At 72.1% G+C, this 25,346-nt stretch carries 17 protein-coding genes; 13 read left to right on the top strand and 4 right to left on the bottom strand.

The features are described from left to right. Positions 1 to 87 precede the first annotated feature (87 nt). A complete protein-coding gene (locus tag ACFULQ_RS35380) occupies positions 88 to 1,305 on the bottom strand; it encodes a nucleotide sugar dehydrogenase (RefSeq protein WP_383551920.1) in 1,218 nt (405 codons plus the stop codon). 286 nt (positions 1,306 to 1,591) lie between these two features. Between ACFULQ_RS35380 and ACFULQ_RS35375 the strand changes: the two genes are divergently transcribed. Further along, entirely contained in the window at positions 1,592 to 3,298 is a 1,707-nt protein-coding gene (locus tag ACFULQ_RS35375) for a glycerol-3-phosphate dehydrogenase/oxidase (protein ID WP_383551919.1), read from the top strand. A gap of 144 nt (positions 3,299 to 3,442) precedes the next feature. Here the strand turns inward: ACFULQ_RS35375 and ACFULQ_RS35370 are convergent, their stop codons facing one another. Beyond that, complete coding sequence (locus ACFULQ_RS35370) at positions 3,443 to 4,489, bottom strand: serine hydrolase domain-containing protein (RefSeq protein ID WP_383551917.1); 1,047 nt, start codon at positions 4,487 to 4,489, stop codon at positions 3,443 to 3,445. A 264-nt stretch (positions 4,490 to 4,753) separates the two neighbouring features. On the opposite strand from ACFULQ_RS35370, the gene ACFULQ_RS35365 reads away from it, so the two are divergent. The 11 genes from ACFULQ_RS35365 (at position 4,754) to ACFULQ_RS35315 (ending at position 21,955) form a co-directional block, all read left to right on the top strand. Then, positions 4,754 to 6,952 (top strand): serine/threonine-protein kinase, encoded by a 2,199-nt coding sequence (locus tag ACFULQ_RS35365; RefSeq protein WP_383551943.1) that lies wholly within the window; start codon positions 4,754 to 4,756, stop codon positions 6,950 to 6,952. A gap of 174 nt (positions 6,953 to 7,126) precedes the next feature. Then, positions 7,127 to 10,018 carry a protein kinase gene (locus ACFULQ_RS35360; protein ID WP_383551915.1) on the top strand — a complete coding sequence of 964 codons (2,892 nt, stop codon included), beginning with the start codon at positions 7,127 to 7,129 and terminating at the stop codon, positions 10,016 to 10,018. A gap of 181 nt (positions 10,019 to 10,199) precedes the next feature. Further along, complete coding sequence (locus ACFULQ_RS35355) at positions 10,200 to 11,903, top strand: serine/threonine-protein kinase (RefSeq protein ID WP_383551913.1); 1,704 nt, start codon at positions 10,200 to 10,202, stop codon at positions 11,901 to 11,903. Positions 11,904 to 11,985: 82 nt separating this feature from the next. Continuing rightward, the gene (locus tag ACFULQ_RS35350) at positions 11,986 to 13,701 is read left to right on the top strand and encodes a protein kinase (RefSeq protein WP_383551911.1); all 1,716 of its coding nucleotides are present in this window, start codon (positions 11,986 to 11,988) and stop codon (positions 13,699 to 13,701) included. Positions 13,702 to 13,776: 75 nt separating this feature from the next. Then, positions 13,777 to 15,348: a serine/threonine-protein kinase gene (locus tag ACFULQ_RS35345; RefSeq protein WP_383551909.1), complete on the top strand. Its 1,572-nt coding sequence runs from the start codon at positions 13,777 to 13,779 to the stop codon at positions 15,346 to 15,348. A 426-nt stretch (positions 15,349 to 15,774) separates the two neighbouring features. Next, on the top strand, positions 15,775 to 15,963 hold the full coding sequence (locus ACFULQ_RS35340) for a hypothetical protein (RefSeq protein WP_383551907.1): 189 nt from the start codon (positions 15,775 to 15,777) through the stop codon (positions 15,961 to 15,963). Positions 15,964 to 15,992: 29 nt separating this feature from the next. Further along, a complete protein-coding gene (locus ACFULQ_RS35335) occupies positions 15,993 to 16,217 on the top strand; it encodes a hypothetical protein (protein WP_383551905.1) in 225 nt (74 codons plus the stop codon). Between the two features lie 211 nt (positions 16,218 to 16,428). Beyond that, positions 16,429 to 17,352: a DUF3710 domain-containing protein gene (locus ACFULQ_RS35330; RefSeq protein ID WP_383551903.1), complete on the top strand. Its 924-nt coding sequence runs from the start codon at positions 16,429 to 16,431 to the stop codon at positions 17,350 to 17,352. Positions 17,353 to 17,398: 46 nt separating this feature from the next. Continuing rightward, the gene (locus ACFULQ_RS35325) at positions 17,399 to 18,385 is read left to right on the top strand and encodes a serine/threonine-protein kinase (protein ID WP_383551901.1); all 987 of its coding nucleotides are present in this window, start codon (positions 17,399 to 17,401) and stop codon (positions 18,383 to 18,385) included. A 135-nt stretch (positions 18,386 to 18,520) separates the two neighbouring features. Beyond that, positions 18,521 to 20,134, top strand: coding sequence for a succinic semialdehyde dehydrogenase (locus ACFULQ_RS35320; protein WP_383551899.1), 1,614 nt, complete (start codon positions 18,521 to 18,523; stop codon positions 20,132 to 20,134). Between the two features lie 42 nt (positions 20,135 to 20,176). Next, complete coding sequence (locus tag ACFULQ_RS35315) at positions 20,177 to 21,955, top strand: GMC family oxidoreductase N-terminal domain-containing protein (protein WP_383551897.1); 1,779 nt, start codon at positions 20,177 to 20,179, stop codon at positions 21,953 to 21,955. A 121-nt stretch (positions 21,956 to 22,076) separates the two neighbouring features. On the opposite strand, the gene ACFULQ_RS35310 is transcribed toward ACFULQ_RS35315, so the two are convergent. Beyond that, entirely contained in the window at positions 22,077 to 23,105 is a 1,029-nt protein-coding gene (locus ACFULQ_RS35310) for an LPXTG cell wall anchor domain-containing protein (RefSeq protein WP_383551895.1), read from the bottom strand. A 210-nt stretch (positions 23,106 to 23,315) separates the two neighbouring features. Between ACFULQ_RS35310 and ACFULQ_RS35305 the strand changes: the two genes are divergently transcribed. Further along, positions 23,316 to 24,419 (top strand): hypothetical protein, encoded by a 1,104-nt coding sequence (locus tag ACFULQ_RS35305; protein WP_383551893.1) that lies wholly within the window; start codon positions 23,316 to 23,318, stop codon positions 24,417 to 24,419. 570 nt (positions 24,420 to 24,989) lie between these two features. On the opposite strand, the gene ACFULQ_RS35300 is transcribed toward ACFULQ_RS35305, so the two are convergent. Next, positions 24,990 to 25,289: a chorismate mutase gene (locus ACFULQ_RS35300; protein WP_383551891.1), complete on the bottom strand. Its 300-nt coding sequence runs from the start codon at positions 25,287 to 25,289 to the stop codon at positions 24,990 to 24,992. Positions 25,290 to 25,346: the final 57 nt, after the last annotated feature.

Here is a 25,346-nt window from a genome sequence, read left to right as displayed (position 1 = left end):
GACCGACCCCACCTGTCTCCGTAAGGTACCCGCGCCGCGCCCCGCATGCCACCGCCCCCGGAGCCCGCCGCACCCACGCGCCCCCCTTCACAACCGATGCGCCGCCCCCGTGGGCGTGGCCCCCCGCGTGTCCAGCAGCAGCTGGGCCTTCACCGACAGGCCCTGGAGGTCGTACGTGCGGTGCTGCTGGAGCAGGATCGTCAGGTCCGCGTCGGCCGCCGCCTCGTAGAGGGAGTCCGCGCGCGGGACCGGGCGGTCCAGGACGCTCCAGGACGGGACGTGGGGGTCGTGGTAGCTGACGGAGGCGCCGAGTTCCATCAGGCGTACGGCGACCTCCTGGGCCGGGGTGGCCTGCTGGTCTGCGAGGTCGGGCTTGTAGGTGACGCCGAGCAGCAGGACGCGGGCGGCGCGGGCCGACTTGCCGTGCTCGTTGAGGAGAGCGGCGGCCCGCTGGACGACGTACCGCGGCATCTGGTCGTTGACCTGGCGGGCCAGCTCGACCATGCGCAGGGAGCGGCCCCCGCCGGGGCTGCCGGCGGTCAGGTCGCGGGGGATCGCGTGGCCGCCGACGCCGGGACCCGGGCGGAACGCCTGGAAGCCGAACGGCTTGGTCTCCGCGCAGCGGATGACGTCCCAGAGGTCGACGCCGAGGTCGTGACAGAGGACCGCCATCTCGTTGACGAGCGCGATGTTGACGTGCCGGAAATTGGTCTCCAGGAGCTGGACCGTCTCCGCCTCGCGCGGGCCACGCGCGCGTACCACCTTGTCGGTGAGGCGCGAGTAGAAGGCGGCCGCCGACTCGGTGCACGCGGGGGTGAGGCCGCCGATCACCTTGGGGGTGGTGGCGGGCGTGAAGTCGCGGTTGCCGGGGTCCACGCGGGTGGGGGAGTACGCGAGGTGGAAGTCGCGGCCGGCGCGCAGGCGGGAGCCCTCTTCGAGGATCGGGCGCAGGAGGTCCTCCGTGGTGCCGGGGGGCACCGGGGACTCCAGGATCACCGTGGTGTGCGGGCGCAGGTGCGCGGCCAGGGTGCGGGCGGCCGTCTCGACCTGGCTCAGGTCCAGGCCGCCGTCCGGGCCCGCCGGAGTGGGCGCGCAGATGACCGCCGTACGGACGCGGCCGAGCTCGGCGGGGCCCGCGGCCGTCCGGAAGCCCCCCGAGAGCATCCGGCGCAGTTCGGCGGGGCTGAGGGAGCCGGGTTCGGGGCCCGTGCGGTAGCCGACCGTGGCGATGCCGGCGGCGACGGCGGCCTGGGCCAGGGGCAGTCCGTAGGGGCCGAGGCCGATCACGGCGAGATCTGCGGGCATGGCGGGGGCCGTCCTTCCCAGTAACCGAAGCGGGACAGGTGCGCAAGCCCTGTGGACTGGACGAGCGAGCGCAATGTCAGACTAGGAGTAAATATGACCGAAATACGGGATTGGTTCCGTGTGTCTTTCCGTACGGCGGTGAGCTCGGGTGGCCTTCGGGGTACGCGGCAGTGAAAGTTGTCCACAGGCTGGGGGCGACTGGTGGCTGAAGTCGGACAGGCCGGTCAGACTTTGGACAGGGGCGGGACACGGGGCGGACCGGCGTGACCGACAGCGGGAGGCAGTGGTGAGGACAGCGACACTGGGACCGGCGCAGCGCGCCGAGTCACTCGCATCGATGGCCGAGCGCGAACTGGACGTGCTGGTGGTGGGCGGCGGAGTGGTCGGATCAGGCACCGCGCTCGACGCGGTGACCCGCGGCCTGTCCGTGGGCCTGGTCGAGGCCCGTGACTGGGCGTCCGGCACCTCCAGCCGCTCCAGCAAGCTGATCCACGGCGGCCTGCGCTATCTGGAGATGCTCGACTTCGCCCTCGTCCGCGAGGCGTTGAAGGAGCGCGGACTGCTCCTGGAGCGGCTCGCCCCGCACCTCGTGAAGCCCGTGCCCTTCCTGTACCCCTTGCAGCACAAGGGCTGGGAGCGGCTGTACGCCGGTTCCGGCGTCGCGCTCTACGACGCGATGTCGATGGCCCGCGGGCACGGGCGCGGGCTGCCCACGCACCGGCATCTGAGCCACCGTCACGCCCTGCGTGTGGCGCCCGCGTTGCGCAAGGACGCGCTGGTCGGGGCCCTTCAGTACTACGACGCCCAGATGGACGACGCCCGCTTCGTGGCCACCCTCGTGCGCACCGCGACCGCCTACGGCGCCAAGACCGCCAACCGCGCGCGGGTGATCGGCTTTCTGCGCGAGGGCGAGCGGGTGGTCGGGGCCCGGGTGGAGGACGTCGAGGCGGGCGGGGAGTACGAGATCCGCGCCAAGCAGGTGGTCAACGCGACCGGGGTGTGGACCGACGACACCCAGGCTATGGTCGGCGAGCGCGGGCAGTTCCACGTGCGCGCCTCCAAGGGCATCCACCTCGTCGTGCCCAAGGACCGCATCCACTCCTCGACCGGGCTGATCCTGCGCACCGAGAAGTCCGTGCTGTTCGTCATCCCCTGGGGCCGGCACTGGATCATCGGCACCACCGACACCGACTGGGACCTCGACAAGGCCCACCCGGCCGCCTCCAGCGCGGACATCGACTATCTGCTGGAGCACGTGAACTCGGTGCTCGCGGTGCCGCTGAGCCGGGACGACGTCCAGGGCGTGTACGCGGGTCTGAGGCCCCTCCTCGCCGGCGAGTCGGACGCCACCAGCAAGCTCTCGCGCGAGCACACCGTGGCGCATCCGGTGCCGGGGCTCGTCGTGGTGGCGGGCGGCAAGTACACGACGTACCGGGTGATGGCCAAGGACGCCGTCGACGAGGCGGTGCACGGCCTCGACGCGCGGGTCGCCGAATGCGTCACCGAGGACGTGCCGCTGCTGGGCGCGGAGGGGTACCGGGCGCTGTGGAACGCGCGGGCGCGGATCGCGGCCCGCACCGGGCTCCATGTCGTGCGGGTGGAGCATCTGCTGAATCGGTATGGCTCCCTCGCGGAGGAGGTCCTCGAACTCATCGCCGCGGACGCGTCGCTGGGCGAACCGCTGCAGGCGGCCGACGACTATCTGCGCGCCGAGATCGTGTACGCGGCCTCCCACGAGGGCGCACGCCACCTGGACGACGTGCTGACCCGGCGCACCCGCATCTCCATCGAGACCTTCGACCGGGGCGTGCGCTCCGCCCGCGAGGCCGCCGAGTTGATGGCGCCGGTGCTGGGCTGGGACAAGGACCAGATCGAGCGCGAGGTCGAGCACTACGAGAAGCGGGTGGAGGCCGAGCGGGAGTCCCAGCGGCAGCCGGACGACCTGACGGCGGACGCGGCGCGGCTGGGGGCGCCGGACATCGTGGGGTTGTAGGTCGACGGTTCCAGGTCGCCGGGTGGCGGGTCGCCGGGGTGTGGCTCGGCGGGCCCGTGGCCGGTGGCCCGGCGGAAGCAGGGCCGGGCAGCGTCACTCGAACGAGTGTCGTGAGCCGGGATCTTCGTTCGGAACCCGGTCGTTCTACGAGGTGCGGGGGCAGAACTCGGCGGCGAGCAGGGCCGGTTCGAGGCCGGGGTCTGCGACCGTCGTCGTGTTCACGCGGAAGGTGAGGACACGACGGCCGTCCATGGTGGCCGCGGTGCGCACGTAGCTGCCGGTGATGCGGCCGTTGTGCCCCCACACCGTCGTGCCGCACGACAGCTTCACCGGGAACAGCCCCATGCCGTACAGGCCGTGTGCGGTGCGGGTGTCCGTCATCTCGTGCAGCCAGTACGGGGACAGCAGCCGCCCGCCGAGCAGCGCCGCGTAGAAGCGGTCCAGGTCGGCGAGCGTGGTCACCAGCTCGCCCGCGGCCCCGGCCACCCGCGGGTCGAGTTCGGTGACGTCGGTTCCGTCGGCGGCGTAGGCGCGGCCGTGCGGAGAGGGGAGAGAGGTGCGTGAGCCGGGGAAGGAGGTGCCGGTCAGGCGCAGCGGAGCGATGATGCGCCGCTCGGCCTCGGTGGCGTAGGAGCGGCCGGTGACCTGCTCGACGACCATGCCGAGGAGCACGTAGTTGGTGTTCGAGTAGGAGTAGCGGCCCGGCCCCGGGGAGGGGTGGGTGAGGGCGATGCGGACGGCCTGACGAGGGGAGAGGGGGACCAGGCCCTGGGTGTCCGAGGTGAAGTCGCTCAGACCGCTGGTGTGGGTGAGCAGTGCGCGCAGGGTCAGGTCGCGGCCGACGTCGCCTTGCGGTCCGCTCAGCACGCCTGGCAGGTGCTGCTCGACGGTGTCGGACAGCTTCAGTCGGTGTTCGGCGGCGAGTTCGAGGACGAGCGTGGCGATGAAGGTCTTGGTGATGCTGCCGGCGCGGAAGTGGTCGGCGCGGGCGACTCCGGTACCGGCGGACGCGTAGCGGGTGCGGGTGCCCTCCTGGGCGAGCAGGGCCGCGGCCGGGGCGCCGCCCCGAGTGACCAGCATGGGGAGCACGGCCTGCGCGGACGGGCTCCACTGCGCCGACAGAGCGGTCGGCGCGAGGACGAGCAGCACGAGGCACACGAGGGCGGCCGTCATCGCCCGTACCGGTGCCATGGGGATCCTCCCTTGTCGCGCCTCATCATGCAGGGCGGGGAGGGAGGACTTGGGGAGGGGGGTCGGAGGACCTGGGAAAAGCGACCCCGGACCGCCTGAACGGCACTCGTGCGCCCGGCATATGCGTCGAGGTGAGAACGGTGCTGTCGGGGCGCTGGTTGACCGGGGGACCGGTCGACGGGGTGCAGCCACCCCCTGGGCATCGGGCACTTGTCGGGTGAGGGACAATGGAGGCTCTGTCAGGGCGGGTTCATGAGGGGACGCATGTCGGACGCGGAGCGGGCGGGAGCATCCCGGCAGGACGAGAACGAGCGTCTCCTCGCCGGGCGGTACCGGCTGGGAGGAGTGCTCGGCCGCGGCGGCATGGGCACGGTGTGGCGCGCCGAGGACGAGACCCTGGGCAGGACGGTGGCCGTCAAGGAACTGCGGTTCCCGAACAGCATCGACGAGGACGAGAAGCGCCGGCTGATCACCCGCACCCTGCGGGAGGCCAAGGCGATCGCACGGATCCGCAACACCAGTGCGGTGACCGTGTACGACGTGGTCGACGAGGACGACCGGCCGTGGATCGTGATGGAACTCGTCGAGGGCAAGTCGCTCGCCGAGGTCATCCGGGAGGACGGCCTGCTGGAGCCGAAGCGCGCGGCGGAGGTGGGCCTCGCGATCCTCGACGTGCTCAGGTCCGCGCACCGCGAGGGCATCCTGCACCGGGACGTGAAGCCGTCCAACGTGCTGATCTCCGAGGACGGCCGGGTCGTGCTCACCGACTTCGGCATCGCCCAGGTCGAGGGCGACCCGTCCATCACCTCCACCGGCATGCTCGTCGGGGCGCCCTCCTACATCTCCCCGGAGCGGGCCCGCGGGCACAAGCCGGGCCCCGCGGCCGACCTGTGGTCGCTAGGCGGGCTGCTGTACGCGGCGGTCGAAGGCGCCCCGCCCTACGACAAGGGCTCCGCGATCGCGACGCTCACCGCGGTGATGACCGAGCCGCTGGAGGAGCCGAAGAACGCGGGACCGCTCAAGGACGTCATCTACGGCCTGCTCACCAAGGACCCCGCGCAGCGGCTCGACGACAGCCGTGCGCGGGCGATGCTCACCGCCGTGATCCACGGGCCCGAGCCGAAGGCGACCGAGCCGGAGCCGCCGGCGGACGCGACCCGGGTGGTGCCGCTGCCGGCGCAGCCCGAGGAGCGTGCGGGCGGGGAGCGGTTGCGCGGAGCCCTGCGGTCCATGCGGAAGGCCGCCGGGGCGGCGGCGACGTCCGCGGCCGCGTCGCGGACCAAGTCCGGGAGCGGTACGGCGGGTTCGGGTACGGCGGGGTCCGGCGTCGCCGGTTCGGGTTCGGTGCCTTCTCGTACCGGGGCTTCGGGTGCGGGTGCGGCGACTTCGGGTGGCGGGAAGGTGCCCGCCCAGGCTTCCGAGGCCGCCGCGGCGGCAGCGGCGGCGTCCGCGCCGTCCAAGCCCGCTTCGTCGTCCGAGGCCGCTCCGGCATCCTCGGCCTCGCCCGCGTCCTCGGTGACCCCGGCGTCCTCCGCGGCCTCGGCCTCCTCGGGCTCTCAGGGGAAGGGCACCGCAAGTGCCTCGCCCGCGGCCGGAGTTCGGGACGGCAAGACCCAGCAGGCCAACGCGGTGTCGGACGGGCGCAGTTCGGGGTGGCCCGTGATGACGCCGCCGCCGGACCTGGCGCCGCGGCCGGTGCCCAGGGCGCCGCTGACCGACGTGGTGCCGCGGCGGACGCTGGTGATCATCGCGGTGGTCGTCGCGCTCGCGGTCATCGGCACCGTGCTGGCCCTCACGCTCGGCGGTGGGGACGACAGCAGCGACGGGGCCAAGGGCGGCGGCACCAAGGCGACGGCGAGCGCGGGCAGCAGTGCCGACACCAAGGAGGACAAGAACGGGGGCACCAAGACCGATGCCTCCGCGTCCGCCTCGTCGGACACCGGTGCGGGCGCCGCGAACACCCCGAGCACCGAGGAGAGCGGCACGAGTTCGGAAGGGTCCTCGGGCTCGGACGACTCCTCCGACGACAGTGCGGTCGCCTCGAAGTACCGGGGGAGCCAGGGGTACTCGATAGGGCTGCCCGACGGGTGGAGCTTCCAGACCTCCGGCTCGGCGGGCGACCGGTTCACCGGGCCCGACGGGCAGAAGCTGCTCGTCGCCTGGACCAGCACGCCGAAGGGTGACCCGGTGGCGGACTGGGAGAACCAGGAGCGGAGCATGACCCGCTCGCAGTACACGAAGATCCGAATAGAGCAGGTGGGCTACCGCGGCTGGAACACGGCCGACTGGGAGTTCACCTATGTGGAGAACGGCACGAAGTACCGGACGATCGACCGTGGATTCGTCGTCAACGGCCATCTCGGATATGCGTTGATGTACACGGCGAAAGCCGCGAACTGGGGCACTGAGCTGCGCAAGGACACATGGCACACGCTCGCTCGCACCTTCGAACCGAAGTCGTGAGGCGCTGTGCGCCGGGTGGTCCCGTGTTTGGGCCGTGAGATATGGAATCCCCTCTTTGCGGGTTGCCTCCGGCACGTATCGTGAGTGTTTGCGAACCGTCCGCATCCAGGTATGGGTACGGAACGGGCCGTAAGGCGAACGGAATTGACCAACCGGGCGGCCGGGGGAGGCAACGTGGACGACTATGCGGGTCGGGTGCTCGCCGACCGCTACCGCCTGCCGCTGCCCCCTTCCGACGAGTACGAACTCACCGAGACGCGCGCCTTCGACACCTATAGCGGTCAGGAAGTCCTGGTCAGGCAGGTTCCGTTGCCCGAGGTCGTCGAGGCGGAGGTGCTCGACGCGGAGGGACTGCCCGACGGGTTCACGGCCCGGGATCCGCGGGCTGCGCGGCGCGGTCCGGGGCGCGGCGGTACGCGTCGGCCCACGGAACCCGCGGTGCGCAGGGTCGTCGAGGCGGCGCAGGCCGCCGCGCGGATACCCGACCACCCGCGGCTCGACCAGGTCTTCGACGTGTTCGCCGAGGGCGGTTCGCTGTGGATCGTGAGCGAGTCGGTGGCCGCGCGGCCGCTGGCGGCGCTGCTCGCCGAGAAGCCGCTGACGCCGTACCGGGCCGCCGAGGTCGCCTCCGACGTGCTGATGGCCCTGCGGGTGCTGCACGCGCACGGCTGGGTGCACCGCAACATCACCGCCCGCACGGTACTGGTCTGCGACGACGGCCGGGTCATGCTGACCGGCCTCGCGGTGGGCGCCGCCGAGGAGGCGCTGTGCGGATATGACCCGGTGCCGGTCGAGGCGGGTGAATGGGGCTCCGGGGGCGGGGAGTTCGGGGCCGAGACGGAGGACGGGGCCGACGGCGGGGGTGTGACCGACGGGCGGGGTGTTCCGGTCGTCGCGCCGCCCGGTGGGCGTGAGCCGTCGGGGGGTTACCGGGTTCCCGGGCCAACCGCGGGCGAGGGTGCGGGCGGCGGGCGTGCGGTGCTCGGCGGCGGGGCCGGTGGGCCCGGAGCGGCCTTCGGGCTCGGCGTCGGTGCGCAGGGAGTCGGGCCGGGCGCGGGTCTTGGGCCGGTCGGCGCGGGCGGTTTCGGCGGGGGCGACTCCGATCCCGAGGCGGCTCGGCGGGCGGCGATCGAGGCGCGGGAGTCGCGGGGGCTGCCGAGCGCCGGGGTGGAGTCGGCGGGCGGCGGTGGTTCCGCAGGTGCCTTGGTCCGACGGGACGCCGACGGCGGTACGGACATCAGGGCGGCGCGGGCGGGTGCGATCGCCGCGTACCGCGCGGGCGCGCGAGCGGCGGCCCGGGTCCAGGAGGCACAGAACAGCCGAGCGGCCCTCCCGGGAGCCCGCCCGGCCCCGGACACCGAGCTCCCGGCAGCGCAGGGCAACGGGCCTGGAGCGAGTTCGCCGTACCCCTATGCGAACGGTGGCGCGCACGCCCCTCAGGACACCGCCAACGGCATCGAGCATGTGCCCGGGAATGTCCCGCCGGGGCAGATAGCCGATCCCTACGGTGTGCGGCCCGCGGCCTGGCACGGGGCCGCGCCGCGCGGTGGGGTCGGTGGGCCGGCGAAGGGCGTTGCGGGCGGCGCGGTCGAGGGGCAGGCGCCCGGCCTCGGCGCCGTACCGGCCGGTGGGACGGTGCACGGAGCTGCTCCGGCTGCCGGTGGGACGGTGTACGGAGCTGGCCCGGCCGCCGATGGGACGGTGCACGGAGCTGGCCTGGCCGCCGGTGGGCCCGGGCCCGGAGAGGGCGTAGAAGCCGCTCCCACGCGGTGGGACGAGCTCGCTCCCGCGGCCCCCGCCGCACCTCGCCGCGGACCCGCCACCGCGCTCGCCGCGGAGCGGGCCCGGCAGGCGCGGATGGCTGTGGTGGGGCCCGTCACCGAGCGGTGGGCGCCCGAGCAGGCCGGGCCGGTGCACGAGAACTGGCAGCTCGCCGCGCCGATCGGGCCCGCGACCGACCTGTGGGCCCTCGGGGCCCTGCTGTTCCGGGCCGTGCAGGGGCACGCGCCCTACCCCGAGGAGTCGACGGCCGAGCTGGTGCAGCTGGTGTGCGCCGAGCCGCCCGCCTTCGCGGAGGAGTGCGGGCCGCTGCGGCCGGTCGTGGAGTCGTTGCTGCGGCAGGACCCCACCGAGCGCCTGGACTTCGAGGAACTGCGCGGCTGGCTGCGGTCGTTGGTGCGGTCCGCGCCCGAGCCGGAGGCCGGTGTCCATGTCGTGGCCGCGCCGCCCGTGGACGCGAGTCGGCTGCCGATCGTGCGGCGCCGGGGCGAGTTGGTGCGCAGGCGGCGGGCCGGGCTGCCCGCGACGCACGGCCGGCACAAGCGGGCCCGGGAGGAGACCGGTGCCTCGCCGCGCCGCCTCGGCCGCAATCTGCTGCTGCTGATCCTGCTGGTGATGGCCGCGGCGATCGCGTACGCCATGTACTTCATGCCCAAGGCGGATCCCGACGACGAGGGCGCCGGGAAGACCGGTTCCACCAGTCAGGCCGGGCCCGCCCCGTCCCCGGACGCCAGCAGTGAGCCCCGGCCCGAGCAGACCACGCCCGCGCAGTCCTCTCCCGAGCCGTCGCGGTCCGGCGGTGCCGCCGAGACGCAGACCGCCGGGCCCGAGGTCGCCGACGGCTTCACCGTGCGCACGGACCCCGAGGGCTTCAAGGTCGCCGTGGCCAACGGCTGGGACCGCACCCCGAGGAACGGCCGCGGTCAAGTGGTCTACTCCCAGGGCAACTTCGAGCTGATCGTCATCCCCGGGCGGGACACGGCCGCGGCCGACGGCGACGACCCGATGGCCTATCAGCGCGAGAAGGAGCCCGAGCTTCAGCCGTACCGCGACTCCAGTTGGGCCACCGCCACCGGGCTGAAGTCGATCCAGGTGGGGACCAGGAGCATGGCCGAGGGGCAGTTCACCTGGACCGGCGACGACGGGCGCGAACTGTACGTGCGCAATCTCGCGATCCTGATCGGCGGGAAGTACCACGTGGTGCAGGTGCGCGGCCCGGAGGCGGAGCGGGACGAGGTGAGCCGGCTGTACGAGCAGGCGTCGGCCACGTACCAGGTGACGGGCTGACGGTCGCCGGCCGGCCGCGGTGGCGGTGGCGGACGCGGTACCGGCGCGGCGGGTTCACTCTCCCTTCGCGGAAGCGACAACCGTCACAGTGCGGTCTCCTTGACGCACCCCTGGTTCCCCTCGGTGCGGGCCGGTCCTTAGTCTGACTGCGTCAAGAGCATTGCGGGGCAACGTGAATCAGATGCAGGGCCTGCTCCTCGCGGGGCGTTACCGGCTCGCCGACCCGATAGGCAAGGGCGGCATGGGCCGCGTCTGGCGTGCCCACGATGAGGTGCTGCACCGGGCCGTGGCGATCAAGGAGTTGACCGCCGCGCTCTACGTTTCCGAGAGCGACCAGGCCGTCCTGCTCGCCCGCACCCGCGCCGAGGCCCGCGCGGCCGCCCGGATCAACCACTCCGCCGTCGTTACCGTGCACGACGTGCTGGACCACGACGGCCGGCCCTGGATCGTGATGGAGCTGGTCGAGGGCCGCTCGCTGGCCGACGCGGTCAAGGAGGACGGCCGCGTCGAGCCGCGCGAGGCGGCCCGGATCGGGTTGTGGGTGCTGCGAGCCCTGCGTGCCGCGCACTCCGCCGGTGTCCTGCACAGGGATGTGAAACCCGGCAACGTCCTGCTCGCGCAGGACGGCCGGGTCCTGCTCACCGACTTCGGGATCGCCCAGATCGAGGGCGACACCACCATCACCCGCACCGGAGAGGTCGTCGGCTCGGTCGACTACCTCGCCCCCGAGCGGGTGCGGGGCGCCGACCCCGGGCCGTCCGCCGACCTGTGGGCGCTGGGCGCCACCCTGTACACGGCGGTCGAGGGACGCTCGCCGTTCCGCCGGACGACCCCGCTGACCACCATGCAGGCCGTCGTCGACGAGGAACCCGCCGAGCCGGTCAGCGCCGGTCCGCTCGGGCCCGTCATCGCCGCGCTGCTCCACAAGGATCCCGCGGTACGGCCCGACGCGGCCGAGGCCGAGCAGATGCTCGCCGAGGCGGTGGAGGGGCGGCGGCCGAACGCGGCACAGGCGTATGTGCCGACGCAACATGTGCCTTCGCCCCATGAGCAGGGGTGGCAGAGCGGTTCCCGCAGTGGGCTCGGCATACCGGCGACGGGCACGCCGACCGGGGGGACGCCGTATCCCTCGGCGACGGGGCCGTCGTACTCATCGGGCCCGGGACCGTCGTATCCCTCGGGCACCGGCACGCCGTACCCGCACGGGATGACCGCCCCCACGACCATCGGACCGCCTCCCGGCGGCCCCGGCGCTCCGCGCAGGCGCCGTCGGCTGCGTTCCCTCGCGCTGGTCGTCGCGCTCGCCGCGGTCGTCGGTGCGGGGACCGTGGTCGGCTTGCAGATGTGGGACCGGGGGCGGGACACGGGCCGTACGCCAGGTGCCTCGGTCAGCCCCTCCCCGAGTCCGAAGGGGGACGGCTGGAAGCGGTACGACGACCCCGTGGGCTTCAGCGTGTACCTCCCCGACGGCTGGGACCGCTCGGTCTTCGGGACTCCCGCCGACGGTCTGACCCAGATCGACTACTCGCCGGACCAGGGCAAGCACTTCATCAGGATCGCCGTCGACACCTCACCGGACTTCAGCGACCCCTACGAGCACCAGGTCGACCTGGAGCAGCAGATCGACGGGCTCAAGAACTACCACCGGGTGAGCATGGTCAGGAACACCTACCGGGACCGGCCGGGCGCCCGCTGGGAGTACACCTGGACCGCGCTGGCGAAGGACATCGCCTTCCCCGGGCCGCGCCGGGCCGTGGAGGAGACGTACATGTCCCGGGACGGCGCGGAGTACGCGATCTACATGTCGGCGCCCGCGGAGAGCTGGCCGACCACCAGCAAGCAGTTCACCAAGGTGCTCCAGAACTGGAGCGAGACGCACGGCTGACGGCGCCGCCCGGCCACCGCTGACCGGAGTTGGCCGGTCACCGTCCCGGAGGGCGTTCGTCCGCTGCGGCATGATGGGGCGCATGGGGACCGAGGGGGACACCTTCCGTGTGATCGCGGGCCGATACCGCCTGGAGGCGAGGATCGGGCGCGGCGGCATGGGCGTGGTGTGGCGGGCGACCGACCAACTGCTGGGCCGACAGGTCGCCGTCAAGGAGATCCCCCTTGACGAGACCCTCTCCGCCGAGGACGCCAGACTCCAGCGCGAGCGCACGCTGCGCGAGGCCGGTGCGGTCGCCCGGCTGCGCCATCCGCACATCATGGTGGTGCACGACGTCGTCGAGCAGGACGAACGGCCGTACATCGTCATGGAGTTGATCGACGGCGGCTCCCTCGCCGACCGGATCTCCGCCGACGGCCCGGTCGACGCCGCCGAGGCCGCGCGGATCGGCGCCGACCTGCTGAGCGCGCTGCGCGCGGCGCACGCCGCCGGGGTTCTGCACCGGGACATCAAGCCCGCCAACGTCCTCGTCGAGTCCGGCACCGGCCGGGTCGTGCTCACCGACTTCGGCATCGCCCAGGTCGCGGGCGCCACCACGCTCACCGAGACCGGCTCCTTCGTCGGCTCGCCCGAGTACACCGCGCCGGAGCGGATGTCCGGCGTCAGGACCGGCCCGGAGGCCGACCTGTGGTCGCTGGGCGCGCTGCTGTGCACGGCGCTCAGCGGTGAATCGCCGTTCCGCCGCGATTCGCTGGGCGGCATCCTGCACGCCGTCGTCATCGACGAGATCCGGCCTCCCGCGCAGGCCGCGCCGCTTCTTCCCGTCGTACGGGGGCTGTTGGAGCGCGACCCCGAGCGGCGCCTGGACGCGGTGGAGGCGGAGCGGATGCTGCGGGCCTTCCTGGAGACGGGCCGCACCCCGCCGCGCCGGGCGCCCGAGCGCGCGTACACCCCGACCGAGCGCGATCTGCCGCTACGGCGTCCCACGTCCCTGCGGGACCTTTCGCTACGGCGGTCCGCGGCGCAGCGGGATGCTCCGCCGGCGCGATCCGCCACCCGGCGGGACTCCCCGCCACGGCAGCCCCAGGATCCGGCGACGGCGACGGGCGGTGGGCCCGGGACCCCGGCGCGGTCCCGGCGGGGCGTGCTCATGGCGGCGCTGCTGGTCGCCGCGCTCGCGGGCGCCGGCGTGTCGGCGGCGGCACTGCTGATGCACGGGGACGGGGACGGCCGTACGACGACGAGCAGTTCGGCGCCCGGGACACCGGCCGGCACCTCCGCGCGCACACCGACCGGCAGCTCCCCCGGGACGCCCACGGGCCCTTCCTCCAGGCCGCCCGCGGTGACCCTCCCGTCCGCCCCCTCCGGCTACCGTGTCGCCGAGGACCCCGCCGGCTTCGCGCTCGCCGTGCCGGACGGGTTCACCCGTGAGCCGCAGGGGGAGCGGGTGTTCTACCTGTCGCCGGGGGAGACCTTCCGGCTAGGCGTCAAGGTCACCGATCCCCAACCCGGCGGCCCGCTGGGCGTGATGCGCCGGGCGCACGCCAAGGGGCCGGACAGCAACCCCGGTTACCGGGCCGGCCGGGTCACCTCCCTCACGCACCGCGGACACCCCGCCGCCCTCTGGGAGTTCACCTGGGACGGCTTCAGCGCCGCCGAGGGCGCCCGGCACACCTACGACCTGTGCTGGGAGCAGGACGGGCGGCTGTACGACGTGTGGGTGTCGGCGCCGGTCGGGAAAGTGCGGGAGGCGAAGGAACACTTCGACGTGGCCGTCGACACCTTCACGGTGACGTAGGGATACGTCACGGGTGTGTGACCGGAATGCGTCCCCTCTGGATGCGTGAGTGCCTGGCGCGATATGGATGAACCCATGAGCAGCAGCGGGGGAGTCGGCCATGAGTCCGACGAGACGACGAGTTACGTTCTGCAACCGCCGAGGCCTCCTCAGCCGGAACCGGGCGTGGGGCGGCTCATAGCCGGCCGCTACCGGCTGCTCGCCAAGCTCGGGCACGGTGGCATGGGCACGGTGTGGCGGGCCCAGGACGAGACCGTGGACCGTGAGGTGGCCGTCAAGGAACCTCGCGTCCCGGACCACCTTCCCGAGCGTGAACAGGGCACGGCCTTCGAGCGGATGCGTCGTGAGGCGCGGGCGGCGGCCCGGCTCGACCACCCGTCCGTCGTGAACGTGCATGACGTGGCGGTCGTGGACGGCCGGCCGTGGATCGTGATGGAGCTGGTGCGGGGACGCTCGCTGGGCGACGTGTTGCAGGAGGGCACCCTCGGGGCGCGCGAAGCGGCGAGAATCGGCCTGGAGGTGCTCGGCGCGCTGGAGGCCGCGCACGCGGCGGGCATCCTGCACAGGGATGTGAAACCGGACAACGTCCTGCTCGGCCGCCACGACCGGGTCGTCCTCACCGACTTCGGCATCGCCCATATCGAGGGCGAGACCAGCCTCACCGACACCGGCGGCTTCGTCGGTTCGCCCGAATACATCGCCCCGGAGCGGGTGTTGGGCCAGCGCCCCGGACCCGCCTCCGACCTCTGGTCGCTCGGCGTGGTGCTGTACGCGGCGACGGAGGGTGTCTCGCCGTTCCGCCGCAGCAACACCCCGGCCACCCTCCAGTCCGTTCTCAACGCCATGCCCGCACCGCCCGCCGCCGCGCCCGGCCCGCTCGCCGACGCCATCAACGGCCTGCTCCAGAAGGACCCGGCGCGCCGCCCGACCGCCGCGCAGGTCAGGGCACTCCTGGAGGCCACCGCCAACCCGCCGGCCCCGGAACCCACTCAGATCGTGCGGACCGTGCACGTCCCGGCGGGCGGCGGCCTCAGGCTGGGCCGCAGGACGCTGCTCGGGCTCGGGGCGGCGGTCGTCGCGGCCGCGGTGGCGGCGTACCTGGTGATCGCGGACCCCTTCGCGGGACCCCTCCCGGACGGCTGGACGAAGAAGCACACCAAGGACGTCGCCGCGACGCTGGCGGTGCCGGCCGACTACCAGCCCACCACGCCCGACCGGAAGACCGACAAGACGCACTGGATCCGGTACTCCGACTACAGCGGCGCCATCTGGGTCGGCCTGAGCCTGGAGCGGAAGGCCGAGGACGCCGCGCACGACATCGCGGGCTCCGCGGCGGCCGAGATGTACGACGACGACAGCCGGTTCAAGGAGAACGGCGACTACGACCTGAGCATGCCGAAGGTGACGAGGACCCGGCCCGAGGACAGGACGTACCAGGGCCGCAAGGCCGCGGCGAACACCGTCGCGTACAACACCACGGACAGTCAGAACCCCCGCCCGCGCGAGATCCAGGTCTTCTACTACCGGACCACCACCGGCGACATGTACAAACTCACCGTCAGCTATCCGGGCAAGGGCGACTTCACGGCGCGGGGGCGGGAGGTGGCGCGGATCGCGCTGGCGAACCTGGGGGTCGACGGGGTCTGAGGGGCGAGGTGGACGCGGTTCCGGTCAACCTGTGGCCGGTTTGCCGGATCTTTGTTGACGTGCGCATGTAATCCACGCATAAGCTCCCCGACGTCGTGTTGTCTGTGGTGCTCCAGGGTGAAAACCGTGGAGAGGGGGAGGACTCGACATGAGTGAGTCCGGCATGCGTTCCGGAGACAGACCGGGCGGTAGACCCGGGCGAACGGGGGGACGGGCGGGGAAGGCGTTTCTCGGGGCGGTCGCGGGGGCCGGGTCAGCACCTGGGCACCAGGGCGGGCACCTACGTCCAGATCTCGGCCGTCGAGCACTACACCAAGCGCCAGCGCACACACGGCCAACCACCGGGTCGACTTTGACGAAGGCAACGACGGAAGTGCGTGGTTCGGTGGGAACCGCGAGACCGCGGACACATTCGCCGATCCGGAGATGGTCAGCCACGAGGACTATGTGACCGAGTTCCATGTGAAGAAGGACTTCATGCGCCGACTGGAGTCACACCCTGACTTCCACCAGGACCGCTACGAGCTGGGCGGAAAGACGGTGCACGAGGTCGCCATACCGCACGACATGATCGGCGAGTTCAACGCCAACACGGTGCGTCGGCGTAGGAGCTGAGACAGTCGGAGGGAATCTGGGAGGACCGCATGAGTGAACTGGTGAAGGCGGTGCTGCATGGCGGACCGCTGGACGGAAAGTGGCGGAATCTGCTGACCGGGGAGGACGCGCTGCCGCCCCGGGAGATCACGGTGACAGGCCTCTTCGGAGTTTCCCTCGATGCAGGGGGAAGGCGGCGAACCGTCGTGTACCGAAGGGCGGAGGGCCGGAATACGGCGGAGCGCTGGGTATATGAGTACGATCGCGATGAGTGACGGGGGCTGGGGAATCTCGCGCGGGTCGGCTCCGGACGAACGGCGGCCTGTGGCGCGCTCTGGAGCAGCAGGACCGACAGTACGTCGCCGTCAGGTGCCGGAGAGGACCGAAGCGGAGTATGCCGTGTTCCATGCGTCACTTCGGGAATTCAGCGCCGAGCCCGCCGGTCTGGGGCGGGACCAGCATGACGCGTGAAGGAGCGGGCCGCGCATGGGCGAGGCAGGTGACGCGGCCCGTTCCGTAGTCGCGCAGTTCCGACGAGACGGGTTCGTCGCGCCGGAGAGCGCGGAGCGTGCGGAGTTCGACGTCTGGGACCGGATGACCCCGGGCCGGGTACTGCTCGTCGCCCTTCGGGTACTGCTGAAACTGCGGGAGGAGGACGGCCGGACCGACTCCGGCCGTCCGATGCCCGGCCTGACCGAGGAAGAAGCGGGGCTGATGATCAGGACCCTGCTGGGGGACGCGACGGCCGCTCCGGAGACCTCACTGCGTGACCTGATCACCCTCGACCGGCTGCTGGAGCTGTTGATCTCCGTGATCGTCGAGGAGTCGCTGTCCGAGGAAGAGGTGGACGCCGTACTGGAGGCCGCGGAGGAGAGCTGCCTCGCCGTCGGGCCGTGGGACGAGGGGGACGACCGTCGGCCGCGGTTCGGCGAACTGGTCGATCTCGGAGGCCTGTTGGTGCCGACCGAGCCCGGCGTGAAGATCCAGCCCATGACGTGGGACGGCTCCGTCGTCGGGGTCACCCTCATCCGTGGCCGGACGGCGATCCAACTCCAGGCGTTCCGCGCGCTGGGGGACACCTCTTGGGCGACCGTCCGTGAGGATCTGGCCCGCACCCTGCGCGGCCGGGGCGGTTCCGCGGAGGAGCGCGTCGGCCCGGCAGGGGCCGAACTCCGGGCCGTCGTGCGGATCCAGGGGCCTCCCGGAAAGGACCGCCAGACCACGCGCGCACTCGGCCACGACGGTCCCGGGTGGATCCTTCGCGGCTTCGTGACGGGCGTCGGCGCGGAGCCCGACAGCACCGAGGAGTGGCCCTACACCACGTTCCAGGGCACGGTGGTTCGCATGTCGCCCGACCCCTCGGGCAACGACAAGCTGATCCGGCTGCGTTGGCCGGAGTCCGGCCTCTGAGCCCGCCGCTTAGACAAGGGCATGACGCGCACGGTACTCATGTGCCATGAGTGAAGACGGCGAACACTCGGCCGACGGACGTCTGCTCGACGGGCGTTACCGGCTTGTCGGGCGTATCGGGTCCGGGCCCCACGGCACCGTGTGGCGGGCTCTCGACGAGCGGGCGGGGCGGCAGGTCGCCGTCAAGGAACTCCGGCCAGGCGGCGAGGACGCCGAGGACGAGGAACGGCGGCGGGCGGTGCACCGGCTCGCGCACGAGGCCCGCGCCGCCGCCCGGGTCGAGGATCCGGCCGCCGTTGCCATTCATGACGTTCTCGTCGACGACGAACTGCCCTGGGTCGTCATGGAGTTGGTCGACGGGGAGGCGTTGGACTCGGTGCTCGCCGGGCAAGGGTCGCTGACGGACGCCGAGGTCGCCCGGATCGGGCTCGCCGTCCTCGGCGCCCTGCACGCCGCCCACGGGGCCGGCATCGTGCACCGCGATCTCAAGCCGGCCAACGTGCTCCTGGAAGCGGGGAGCGGGCGGGTCGTCGTGACCGACCTCGGGATCGGGGGCGGCGGCCGGGACACCTCCGCGAGGTTCGTCGCGCCGGAGTGCGCGTCGGGGCCCGGCGCGGGGCCCGCCTCCGACCTGTGGTCGCTGGGTGCGGTGCTCCGGGCAGCCGTGGGGGAGGTACCGGGGGACGAGTTGGGGCCGCTGCTGGAGCGGCTCCTCGTCCACGAGCCCGAAGCGCGGCCGGTGGCCGAGGAGGTCGCCGCGGTACTGGCGGGCGTCGCCGGGGCGGAGGTACCGGAATGGGCTCTGCCGAGGGACGGGGCGGAGGTGGCTCAGGCGGCGGCCGCGGGCCATGCCGTGGCAACCGCCTCACGGCACGTCGCCGCCGCGGGAGCCCCCGCACGCGTTGCCGCAGCAGAAAATCCCGCCCGCCCCTCGTCCGACTCGCAGCCCTCCTCCCCACCCACCGAACCCCGTCGACTCACCGCTCTCTCCGCTCTGGGCCTCCTCCTCCAGAAAAAACCCGAGCGGGGCTGACCGGCGCCCGTCGTCGCTGCCCAACGCCCTGATCAGCGTGTTCTCCGCCAGTCATTACTGGCGATGTGTGTGTACGGCGTGAACGCCGTTACCGGCGGGTACCCAAAGGCCTCCGTCCCGAATACCCTGCCCGTCATGACGGACGCGCAGGCCCCGGCCAAGACCGGCACCAACCCCCTCGCCCCCGCCCCTGAGGGCGCCCGTACCGCGGCCGACGTGGTCACCCCGGAGCTGGTCGCCCAGCTCACCAAGGGTGTCGTCGGCTCCGGTCGTACCGCGAACCACACGCCGTTCACCGGCGAGAAGCTGGCCGACCTGCCCGAGTCCACCCCCGAGGACGTACGGAAGGCCTACGAAGCGGCCCGCGCGGCACAGGCGGTGTGGGAGCGGACGCCGGTGCGACAGCGCGCGGCCGTCCTGCTCCGCTTCCACGACCTGGTCCTGGAACGCCAGGCCGAGGTCCTCGACCTCATCCAGCTGGAGACCGGCAAGGCCCGTCTGCACGCCCACGAGGAGGTGCAGGCGGTCGCGGTCGCGGCCCGGCACTACGGCCGCAAGGCCCCCGCCTACCTCAGGCCCAAGCGGCACACCGGCGCCGTGCCCACCCTCACCAAGGTCACCGAACTGCGCCACGCGCGCGGGGTCGTCGGCCAGATAGCCCCCTGGAACTACCCGCTCGAACTGTCCGTCGGCGACGCGCTCCCCGCCTTCGTCGCGGGCAACGCGGTCGTGATGAAGCCGGACACCGAGACCTGCCTGACCGCCCTGTGGGCCCGTGACCTGCTGATCGAGGCCGGGCTTCCCGCCGACGTCTTCCAGGTCGTCCTCGGCGAGGGGCCCGTCGTCGGACCCGAGGTCGTCAGGCACGCCGACTACGTCTCCTTCACCGGCTCCACCCGCACCGGCCGCGAGGTCGCCCAGGGCGCCGCCGCCCGGCTGGTCGGGGTCTCCCTCGAACTCGGCGGCAAGAACGCCATGCTGGTCCTGGAGGACGCCGACATCGAGAAGGCCGCCGCCGGTGCCGTCCGCGCCTGCTTCTCCTCCGCCGGCCAACTCTGCATCTCCATCGAGCGGTTGTACGTCCACGAGTCCATCGCGGACGCCTTCCTCGAGCGCTTCGCCGCCCGCACCAAGGCCATGCGGCTCGGCAAGTCCCTCGCCTACGGCGCCGACATGGGCTCCCTGGTCGGCGAACGCCAGCTGGAGACGGTCACCCGGCACGTCGACGAGGCCGTCGAGAAGGGCGCCAAGCTCGTCGCCGGCGGTGTCGCCCGCCCCGACATCGGCCCGTACTTCTTCGAGCCGACCATCCTCGACGGCGTCACCGAGCCGATGGCCGTGTGCGCCGAGGAGACCTTCGGACCGGTCGTCTCCATCTACCGCTTCAAGACCGAGGACGAGGCGATCGAGCTCGCCAACTCCACCCCGTACGGCCTGAATTCCTCGGTGTGGACGAAGGACGGCAAGCGGGGCCGCGAGGTCGCCTCCCGGGTCCGCGCCGGCACGGTCAACGTCAACGAGGGCTACGCCTCCGCCTACGGCAGCGTCCAGTCCCCGATGGGCGGCATGAAGGACTCCGGCCTCGGCCGCCGCCACGGCTCCGAGGGCATCCTCAAGTACACCGAGGCCCAGACGATCGCCCAGCAGCGACTGCTCCCGATGGCCCCGTCCCTGGGCATGGACGACGAGAAGTACGCCCAGTTCATGAGCCGAAGCCTGCGACTGATGAAGGCCTTCCGGTTCAAGTAGGAACACCCCGCTTCTCACCCCGCCTCTCAACGAGGAGAGCACGTGCCCCAGGACACCTACGACTACGACGTCATCGTCGTCGGCTCCGGCTTCGGCGGCAGCGTCACCGCCCTGCGCCTCACCGAGAAGGGCTACCGCGTAGGTGTCCTGGAAGCCGGCCGCCGCTTCACCCGCGAGACCCTCCCGAAGAACTCCTGGGACCTGAAGAACTACCTCTGGGCCCCCAGGCTCGGCATGTACGGCATCCAGCGCATCCACCTGCTCGGCAACGTCATGGTCCTCGCGGGCGCGGGCGTCGGCGGCGGTTCCCTCAACTACGCCAACACCCTCTACGTCCCCCCGAAGCCCTTCTTCGAGGACCCCCAGTGGCGTGACATCACCGACTGGGAGGAGGAGCTCAAGCCGTACTACGACCAGGCCCGCCGCATGCTCGGCGTCCGCCTCAACCCGACGATGACCCCCTCCGACGTCCACCTCAAGGCGGCCGCGGAGCGGATGGGCGTCGGCGACACCTTCCACATGGCCCCGGTCGGTGTCTTCTTCGGCGACGGCCAGGACGCGGACGGCACGAAGAAGGCCCGGCCCGGCGAAGTGGCGGAAGACCCCTACTTCGGCGGCGCGGGCCCCGCCCGCAAGGCCTGCACCGAGTGCGGCGAGTGCATGACCGGCTGTCGGCACGGTGCCAAGAACACCCTCAACGAGAACTACCTCCACCTCGCCGAGAAGGCGGGTGCGGTCGTCCACCCGCTCACCACCGTCGTCGCGGTCACCGACGACTCCCAGGGCGGCTACGCGATCGCGACCCTGCCCACCGACGACCGCCGCAAGGCCAAGGGCCGCACCTTCAAGGCCCGCCAGGTCGTCATCGCCGCCGGCACCTACGGCACCCAGACCCTGCTGCACCGCATGAAGGCGGGCGGGCAGCTGCCGTACCTCTCGGAGAAGTTGGGCGAGCTCACCCGCACCAACTCCGAGGCCCTGGTGGGTGCCCAGACCGACAACCGCCGCTACCGCAAGGCCACCGGCACGCCGAAGGTCGACTTCACCCAGGGCGTCGCCATCACGTCCTCCATCCACCCGGACGAGAACACCCACATCGAGCCGGTCCGCTACGGCAAGGGCTCCAACTCGATGGGCGGCCTCTCGATCCTCCAAGTGCCGTACGCGGAAGGCTCGTCGAGGGTGGCGGCCTGGCTGGCGAACGCGGCGCGGCACCCCCTCCTCGTGCTGCGCTCCCTCTCCAACCGCCGCTGGTCGGAGCGGACCATCATCGGCCTGGTCATGCAGTCGCTGGACAACTCCCTGACGACGTACCTGAAGCCGGACGGCGTCGGCAAGGGCCTGCTCACCGCCCGCCAGGGCCACGGCGCCCCCAACCCCAAGCAGATCAAGGCCGCTTCACAGGCCGCGTCCGCCGTGGCCGCCGACATCAACGGCTTCGCGGGATCCAACGTCGGCGAGCTGATGGGCACCCCGCTCACCGCCCACTTCCTCGGCGGCTGCCCCATCGGCTCCTCCCGCGAGACCGGCGTCATCGACCCCTACCACCGCCTCTACGGCCACCCCGGGATCTCGGTCGTGGACGGCGCCGCGGTCTCCGCGAACCTCGGCGTGAACCCCTCGCTCACCATCACCGCACAGGCCGAGCGCGCGATGTCGTTCTGGCCCAACAAGGGCGAGCAGGACCCGCGTCCGGCACAGGGCGAGGCGTACGAGCGCCTCCACCCCGTCGAGCCCGAGTCACCGGCGGTCCCGGCGGAGGCCTTCGGCGCGCTGAGGCTGCCGTTCCTGGGGATACCCGCGGTGCCGAAGAAGCCGTAGAGCCGGAAAAGGCCAAAGAGCTGGAAAAGACCAAAGAGAAGGACCTGCACCCCCCTCCGAGCACAGGTCCTTCTCTTTTTCTTGCGTCAAGCTGTATTTACGGCGTTTGTGGCGCTACGACTCAGGCGTGGGCCCCGGCCGCACCCCTGCGCCGCTTCACCGCGAAGACCACACCGGTGCCGGCGACGACGGCGAACCCGCCGACCAGGCCGAGGACCGGCAGGGCCGAGCCCGCACCGGTGTCGGCGAGCTTGCCGTCCACGTCGACGTCGTTGACGTCCGAGATGGCGCTCTTGCCGCCGGTCTGCGGCTTGGCGTCGCCCGGCTTGCCCGCGTCGGAGCCGGCCGGCAGGACCTCGAAGTAGTAGATGCCGTAGTTCTCGTCCTGGGAGATCCAGCAGCCCTCGTCGTCGGAGTACTCGGCGAGGCCGATGGCGATGCCGATCGCGCTCGGGACCTCACGGTCCACCTTCACCCGCAGCTGGTAGCTGACGGAGTCGCCGCCGTCCAGGCTGAAGGCGTTGAAGGTGCCGCCCTCGCCGAACTGCGTGGCCACGTCGACCCAGGTGCCGCCCTGCTTCACCTGCACGGTGACCAGGTCGCTGTAGTCCTTCTCGAAGTCCCAGTCGACCGCCCCGACGCCCAGCACGGGCTGGATGTCCTTGATGGTGTCGTCACCGGAGTTGCTGACGTTGAACTTGAAGTTCGTCCAGCCGCTGCCCGCCACGATGGACTCGGGCAGACCGGTCAGCGAGCTGTGCAGCACGTCGCTGTCGCCGAGGACCGGGCCGTCCTCGTCGATCTCGCACTCGTCGCCGGGCTCGCCGCTCTCGCTCGCGGAGGGGCTGCCGGTGGCGGAGGCCGAGCCGGTGGGGCTCGTCGAGGGGCTGATGCTGGTGGTCGCCGAGCTGGAAGCGCCGGTGGTCGGGGCTTCGGTGGCGGGCGTGGTCGCCGGGTCGGCCGGGGTCGTGGCCGGGTCCGCCGGGGTGCTCGCGGGGTCCGTCGGGGTGACGTCGGCGGCGGGCGTGCTCTCGGCCGTGGCCGGCGTGGGGGTGGCGTCGTCCGCGAACGCGCTCGGCGCGGCGAACAGGGCCAGCGGCGCTATCGCGGCGGTCGCGGCCGCGGAGGCCAGTGCACGACGAAGCTTCATGAAGACCTCGGAAGTCAGGTGCGCTGCGCTGTCCGCAGCACGAGGAGGAGGCCTCCGCGTGTGGGGCGCGGGTGGGGCCCGTGGTTCGTGAGGTTTGATCCGCGCCGGGTGTGAAAGGTTGTGCGGTCATTCACAGAAAACTTATGTGGCCTGAGTCACATACCACTTCTCCTTGTGAACACGCTTTCCTACGCCCTAGAACTGACCCACGTGTCAGAAGACCCCAAGATCCCGGATGACGTCTGGGAACAGTTCGCCCGTGACACCGAACGGGACATCCGGGACTCCGCCCCCAAGGAGCCCTCCGCGCGCGCTCGTGAAGTGGCCGAGCGACTGCGACGACAGGAAGCGCGCGGGGAGTTGCCGGGGGGCTGGCGCACCGGGCCCGCCCGGCAGCGGAAGAAGAGCCGACGAGGCCTGTGGGGCGTCCTCGGTGTCGCCGTGGCGGTGGCGGTGGCCGTCGTGGCGGTGAAACCGTCGCTGGTGCCGGGCGACCTCTTCGGCGGCGGGACCTCCGCGGAGTCCGCCCCCTCACCGCTGCCCGAGGAGACGGCGGCCCCGACCACGGCCCCGGGTGCCGTGGACCCCGAGATCCCCACCCTCGACGACCCGTTCGCCGGTTCTCCGGCCAAGCAGTGGGCCGACGGCGAGGCCGGGATCGTCGTACCGAAGGCGAAGGCCGTGGCGGGACAGTCCGCGGCCAAGGTCGACCAGGCCCTGAAGCTGACCAAGAAGCTCCTGGTCGAGTCCAACCTCGCTCCGGCCACCCTGCGCGGCGAACGGCCCACCGCGGCGCTTGCCCTGCTGGACCCGAAGCAGGACGACGTCCTCAAGCGGCTGAAGACCGGACTGACCAAGCCGGACAAGGACCACGACCCGCTGTCGATGTTCAGCCGCTTCGACCCCGCCGAGGTCCGGCCGGTCGGTGACGTGGTCAAGCTGCGGGGCCGCATGACGTTCAAGGCGGGCGAGCACGCCTCGGTGGCCGTGCACGCCGACTACACCTTCGTCTACCCGGTCGTCCGCACCGACGGCACCACCGAGGTGACCCGCACGATCGTCCGCCGCGTCCTCGACGTCGAACTCCCCGACCCGGCCAAGTACCAGGTCACCCCGGGCAAGCTCACGATCCTGCGCTACGACGAGAGTGCCGGCAACACGTCCTGCGACGTCTACGACGGCTTCCTGCACCCGGAGTTCCGCACCACGGCGGAGCCCACCGAACCCTCCCCCACGGGACCGACGCGGGACCCCTACGACCGCAGTGAGGACATCGGCCGGATCAAGGACTGCGGGACGGTGTCCCGGGTCTGACGCGGCCGTCGCCCTCATGAGCGAAGGGCCCCGCGGGACGGAGCCGCGGGGCCCTTCTTTCGTCAGCACCGACGTCAGGGCAGCGCCGGTGCCTGGGAGCGGCGCCGGGGGGTTGCGCCGCTTGCTCTTGGCGCCCTGGTCACCTGCCGTGCCCGCGGTCGGCGCCCCGGCGCACAAGGGGCGCACGGATGGTCTGGACCTCTGGCAGTACGGCGACGCAGAACGAATGCAGTTGTCTACGGCGGGACTTGGGGGCTTGGTAGGCATCGTGCTGGATGGACGCGGCCTCCGCAATGGTTTGGCCCAGCCTTGTGCCGGTACTTGTCCCGCCGGCCGGCCCCCGGCGTCCCCGGAGCCGGCCGTTCTCTTGGGTGACCGGGCTGCTGTCCCCTGCCGTCCGGTCACTTCTGGAGCGAGGTCCCACGACACACGGCACGTTCCGTACGTCTCATCGCTCCAGCGAGCCACGCGTGGTTCTGTCGGGCCCGCCCCTGGCTGGCACGGACACCACCACCAACGAGGCGGTGCGCGCGGCGGTCACGCGCCGTACGGGTGAGGCGGTGTCCGAACTCAGATGCGACCCCTGCACAGTTCGAGGAGCGTCATCGCGAGAGTCGTGCCGGGCTTGCCGAGCGCGTCCCGGTAGCGGCCGAGGATCTCCATCTCGCGGGCGAGGTGGACCCGCCGGCCGCCGGAGGCGATCCGGGTCTGCTGCACGACGGCCGAGACGGCCATCCGTTCCTGGATCAGACCGAGGATCCGGTCGTCGAGCGCGTCGATACGCTCACGGGCGTTCGCGATGGTGGCTTCCGGGGTGACAGCATCCGGGGCGGCGGTGTCCGGAGCGGTGATGTCCGGAGTGGTGGTCATGTGGGGCTCCTGGGTGGGGTGGGTGCCCCGGAGCGGCAAGATCCGGAAAACACCAGG

The sequence above is a fragment of the Streptomyces sp. NPDC057253 genome (assembly GCF_042669125.1).
GTDB lineage: Bacteria > Actinomycetota > Actinomycetes > Streptomycetales > Streptomycetaceae > Streptomyces.
The sequence above is the reverse complement of the archived record's forward strand: the minus strand, read 5'-3'. Positions and strand labels throughout refer to the sequence as shown.

What these genes read in the sequence shown, in the direction of transcription:
- ACFULQ_RS35325 (WP_383551901.1), top strand. Translation starts at nt 17,399, where the DNA reads ATGAGTGAAGACGGCGAACACTCGGCCGACGGACGTCTGCTCGACGGG.
- ACFULQ_RS35320 (WP_383551899.1), top strand. Translation starts at nt 18,521, where the DNA reads ATGACGGACGCGCAGGCCCCGGCCAAGACCGGCACCAACCCCCTCGCC.
- ACFULQ_RS35350 (WP_383551911.1), top strand. Translation starts at nt 11,986, where the DNA reads ATGGGGACCGAGGGGGACACCTTCCGTGTGATCGCGGGCCGATACCGC.
- ACFULQ_RS35330 (WP_383551903.1), top strand. Translation starts at nt 16,429, where the DNA reads ATGGGCGAGGCAGGTGACGCGGCCCGTTCCGTAGTCGCGCAGTTCCGA.
- ACFULQ_RS35340 (WP_383551907.1), top strand. Translation starts at nt 15,775, where the DNA reads ATGGTCAGCCACGAGGACTATGTGACCGAGTTCCATGTGAAGAAGGAC.
- ACFULQ_RS35355 (WP_383551913.1), top strand. Translation starts at nt 10,200, where the DNA reads ATGCAGGGCCTGCTCCTCGCGGGGCGTTACCGGCTCGCCGACCCGATA.
- ACFULQ_RS35345 (WP_383551909.1), top strand. Translation starts at nt 13,777, where the DNA reads ATGAGCAGCAGCGGGGGAGTCGGCCATGAGTCCGACGAGACGACGAGT.
- ACFULQ_RS35310 (WP_383551895.1), bottom strand. Translation starts at nt 23,105, where the DNA reads ATGAAGCTTCGTCGTGCACTGGCCTCCGCGGCCGCGACCGCCGCGATA.
- ACFULQ_RS35380 (WP_383551920.1), bottom strand. Translation starts at nt 1,305, where the DNA reads ATGCCCGCAGATCTCGCCGTGATCGGCCTCGGCCCCTACGGACTGCCC.
- ACFULQ_RS35365 (WP_383551943.1), top strand. Translation starts at nt 4,754, where the DNA reads ATGTCGGACGCGGAGCGGGCGGGAGCATCCCGGCAGGACGAGAACGAG.
- ACFULQ_RS35300 (WP_383551891.1), bottom strand. Translation starts at nt 25,289, where the DNA reads ATGACCACCACTCCGGACATCACCGCTCCGGACACCGCCGCCCCGGAT.
- ACFULQ_RS35370 (WP_383551917.1), bottom strand. Translation starts at nt 4,489, where the DNA reads ATGGCACCGGTACGGGCGATGACGGCCGCCCTCGTGTGCCTCGTGCTG.
- ACFULQ_RS35335 (WP_383551905.1), top strand. Translation starts at nt 15,993, where the DNA reads ATGAGTGAACTGGTGAAGGCGGTGCTGCATGGCGGACCGCTGGACGGA.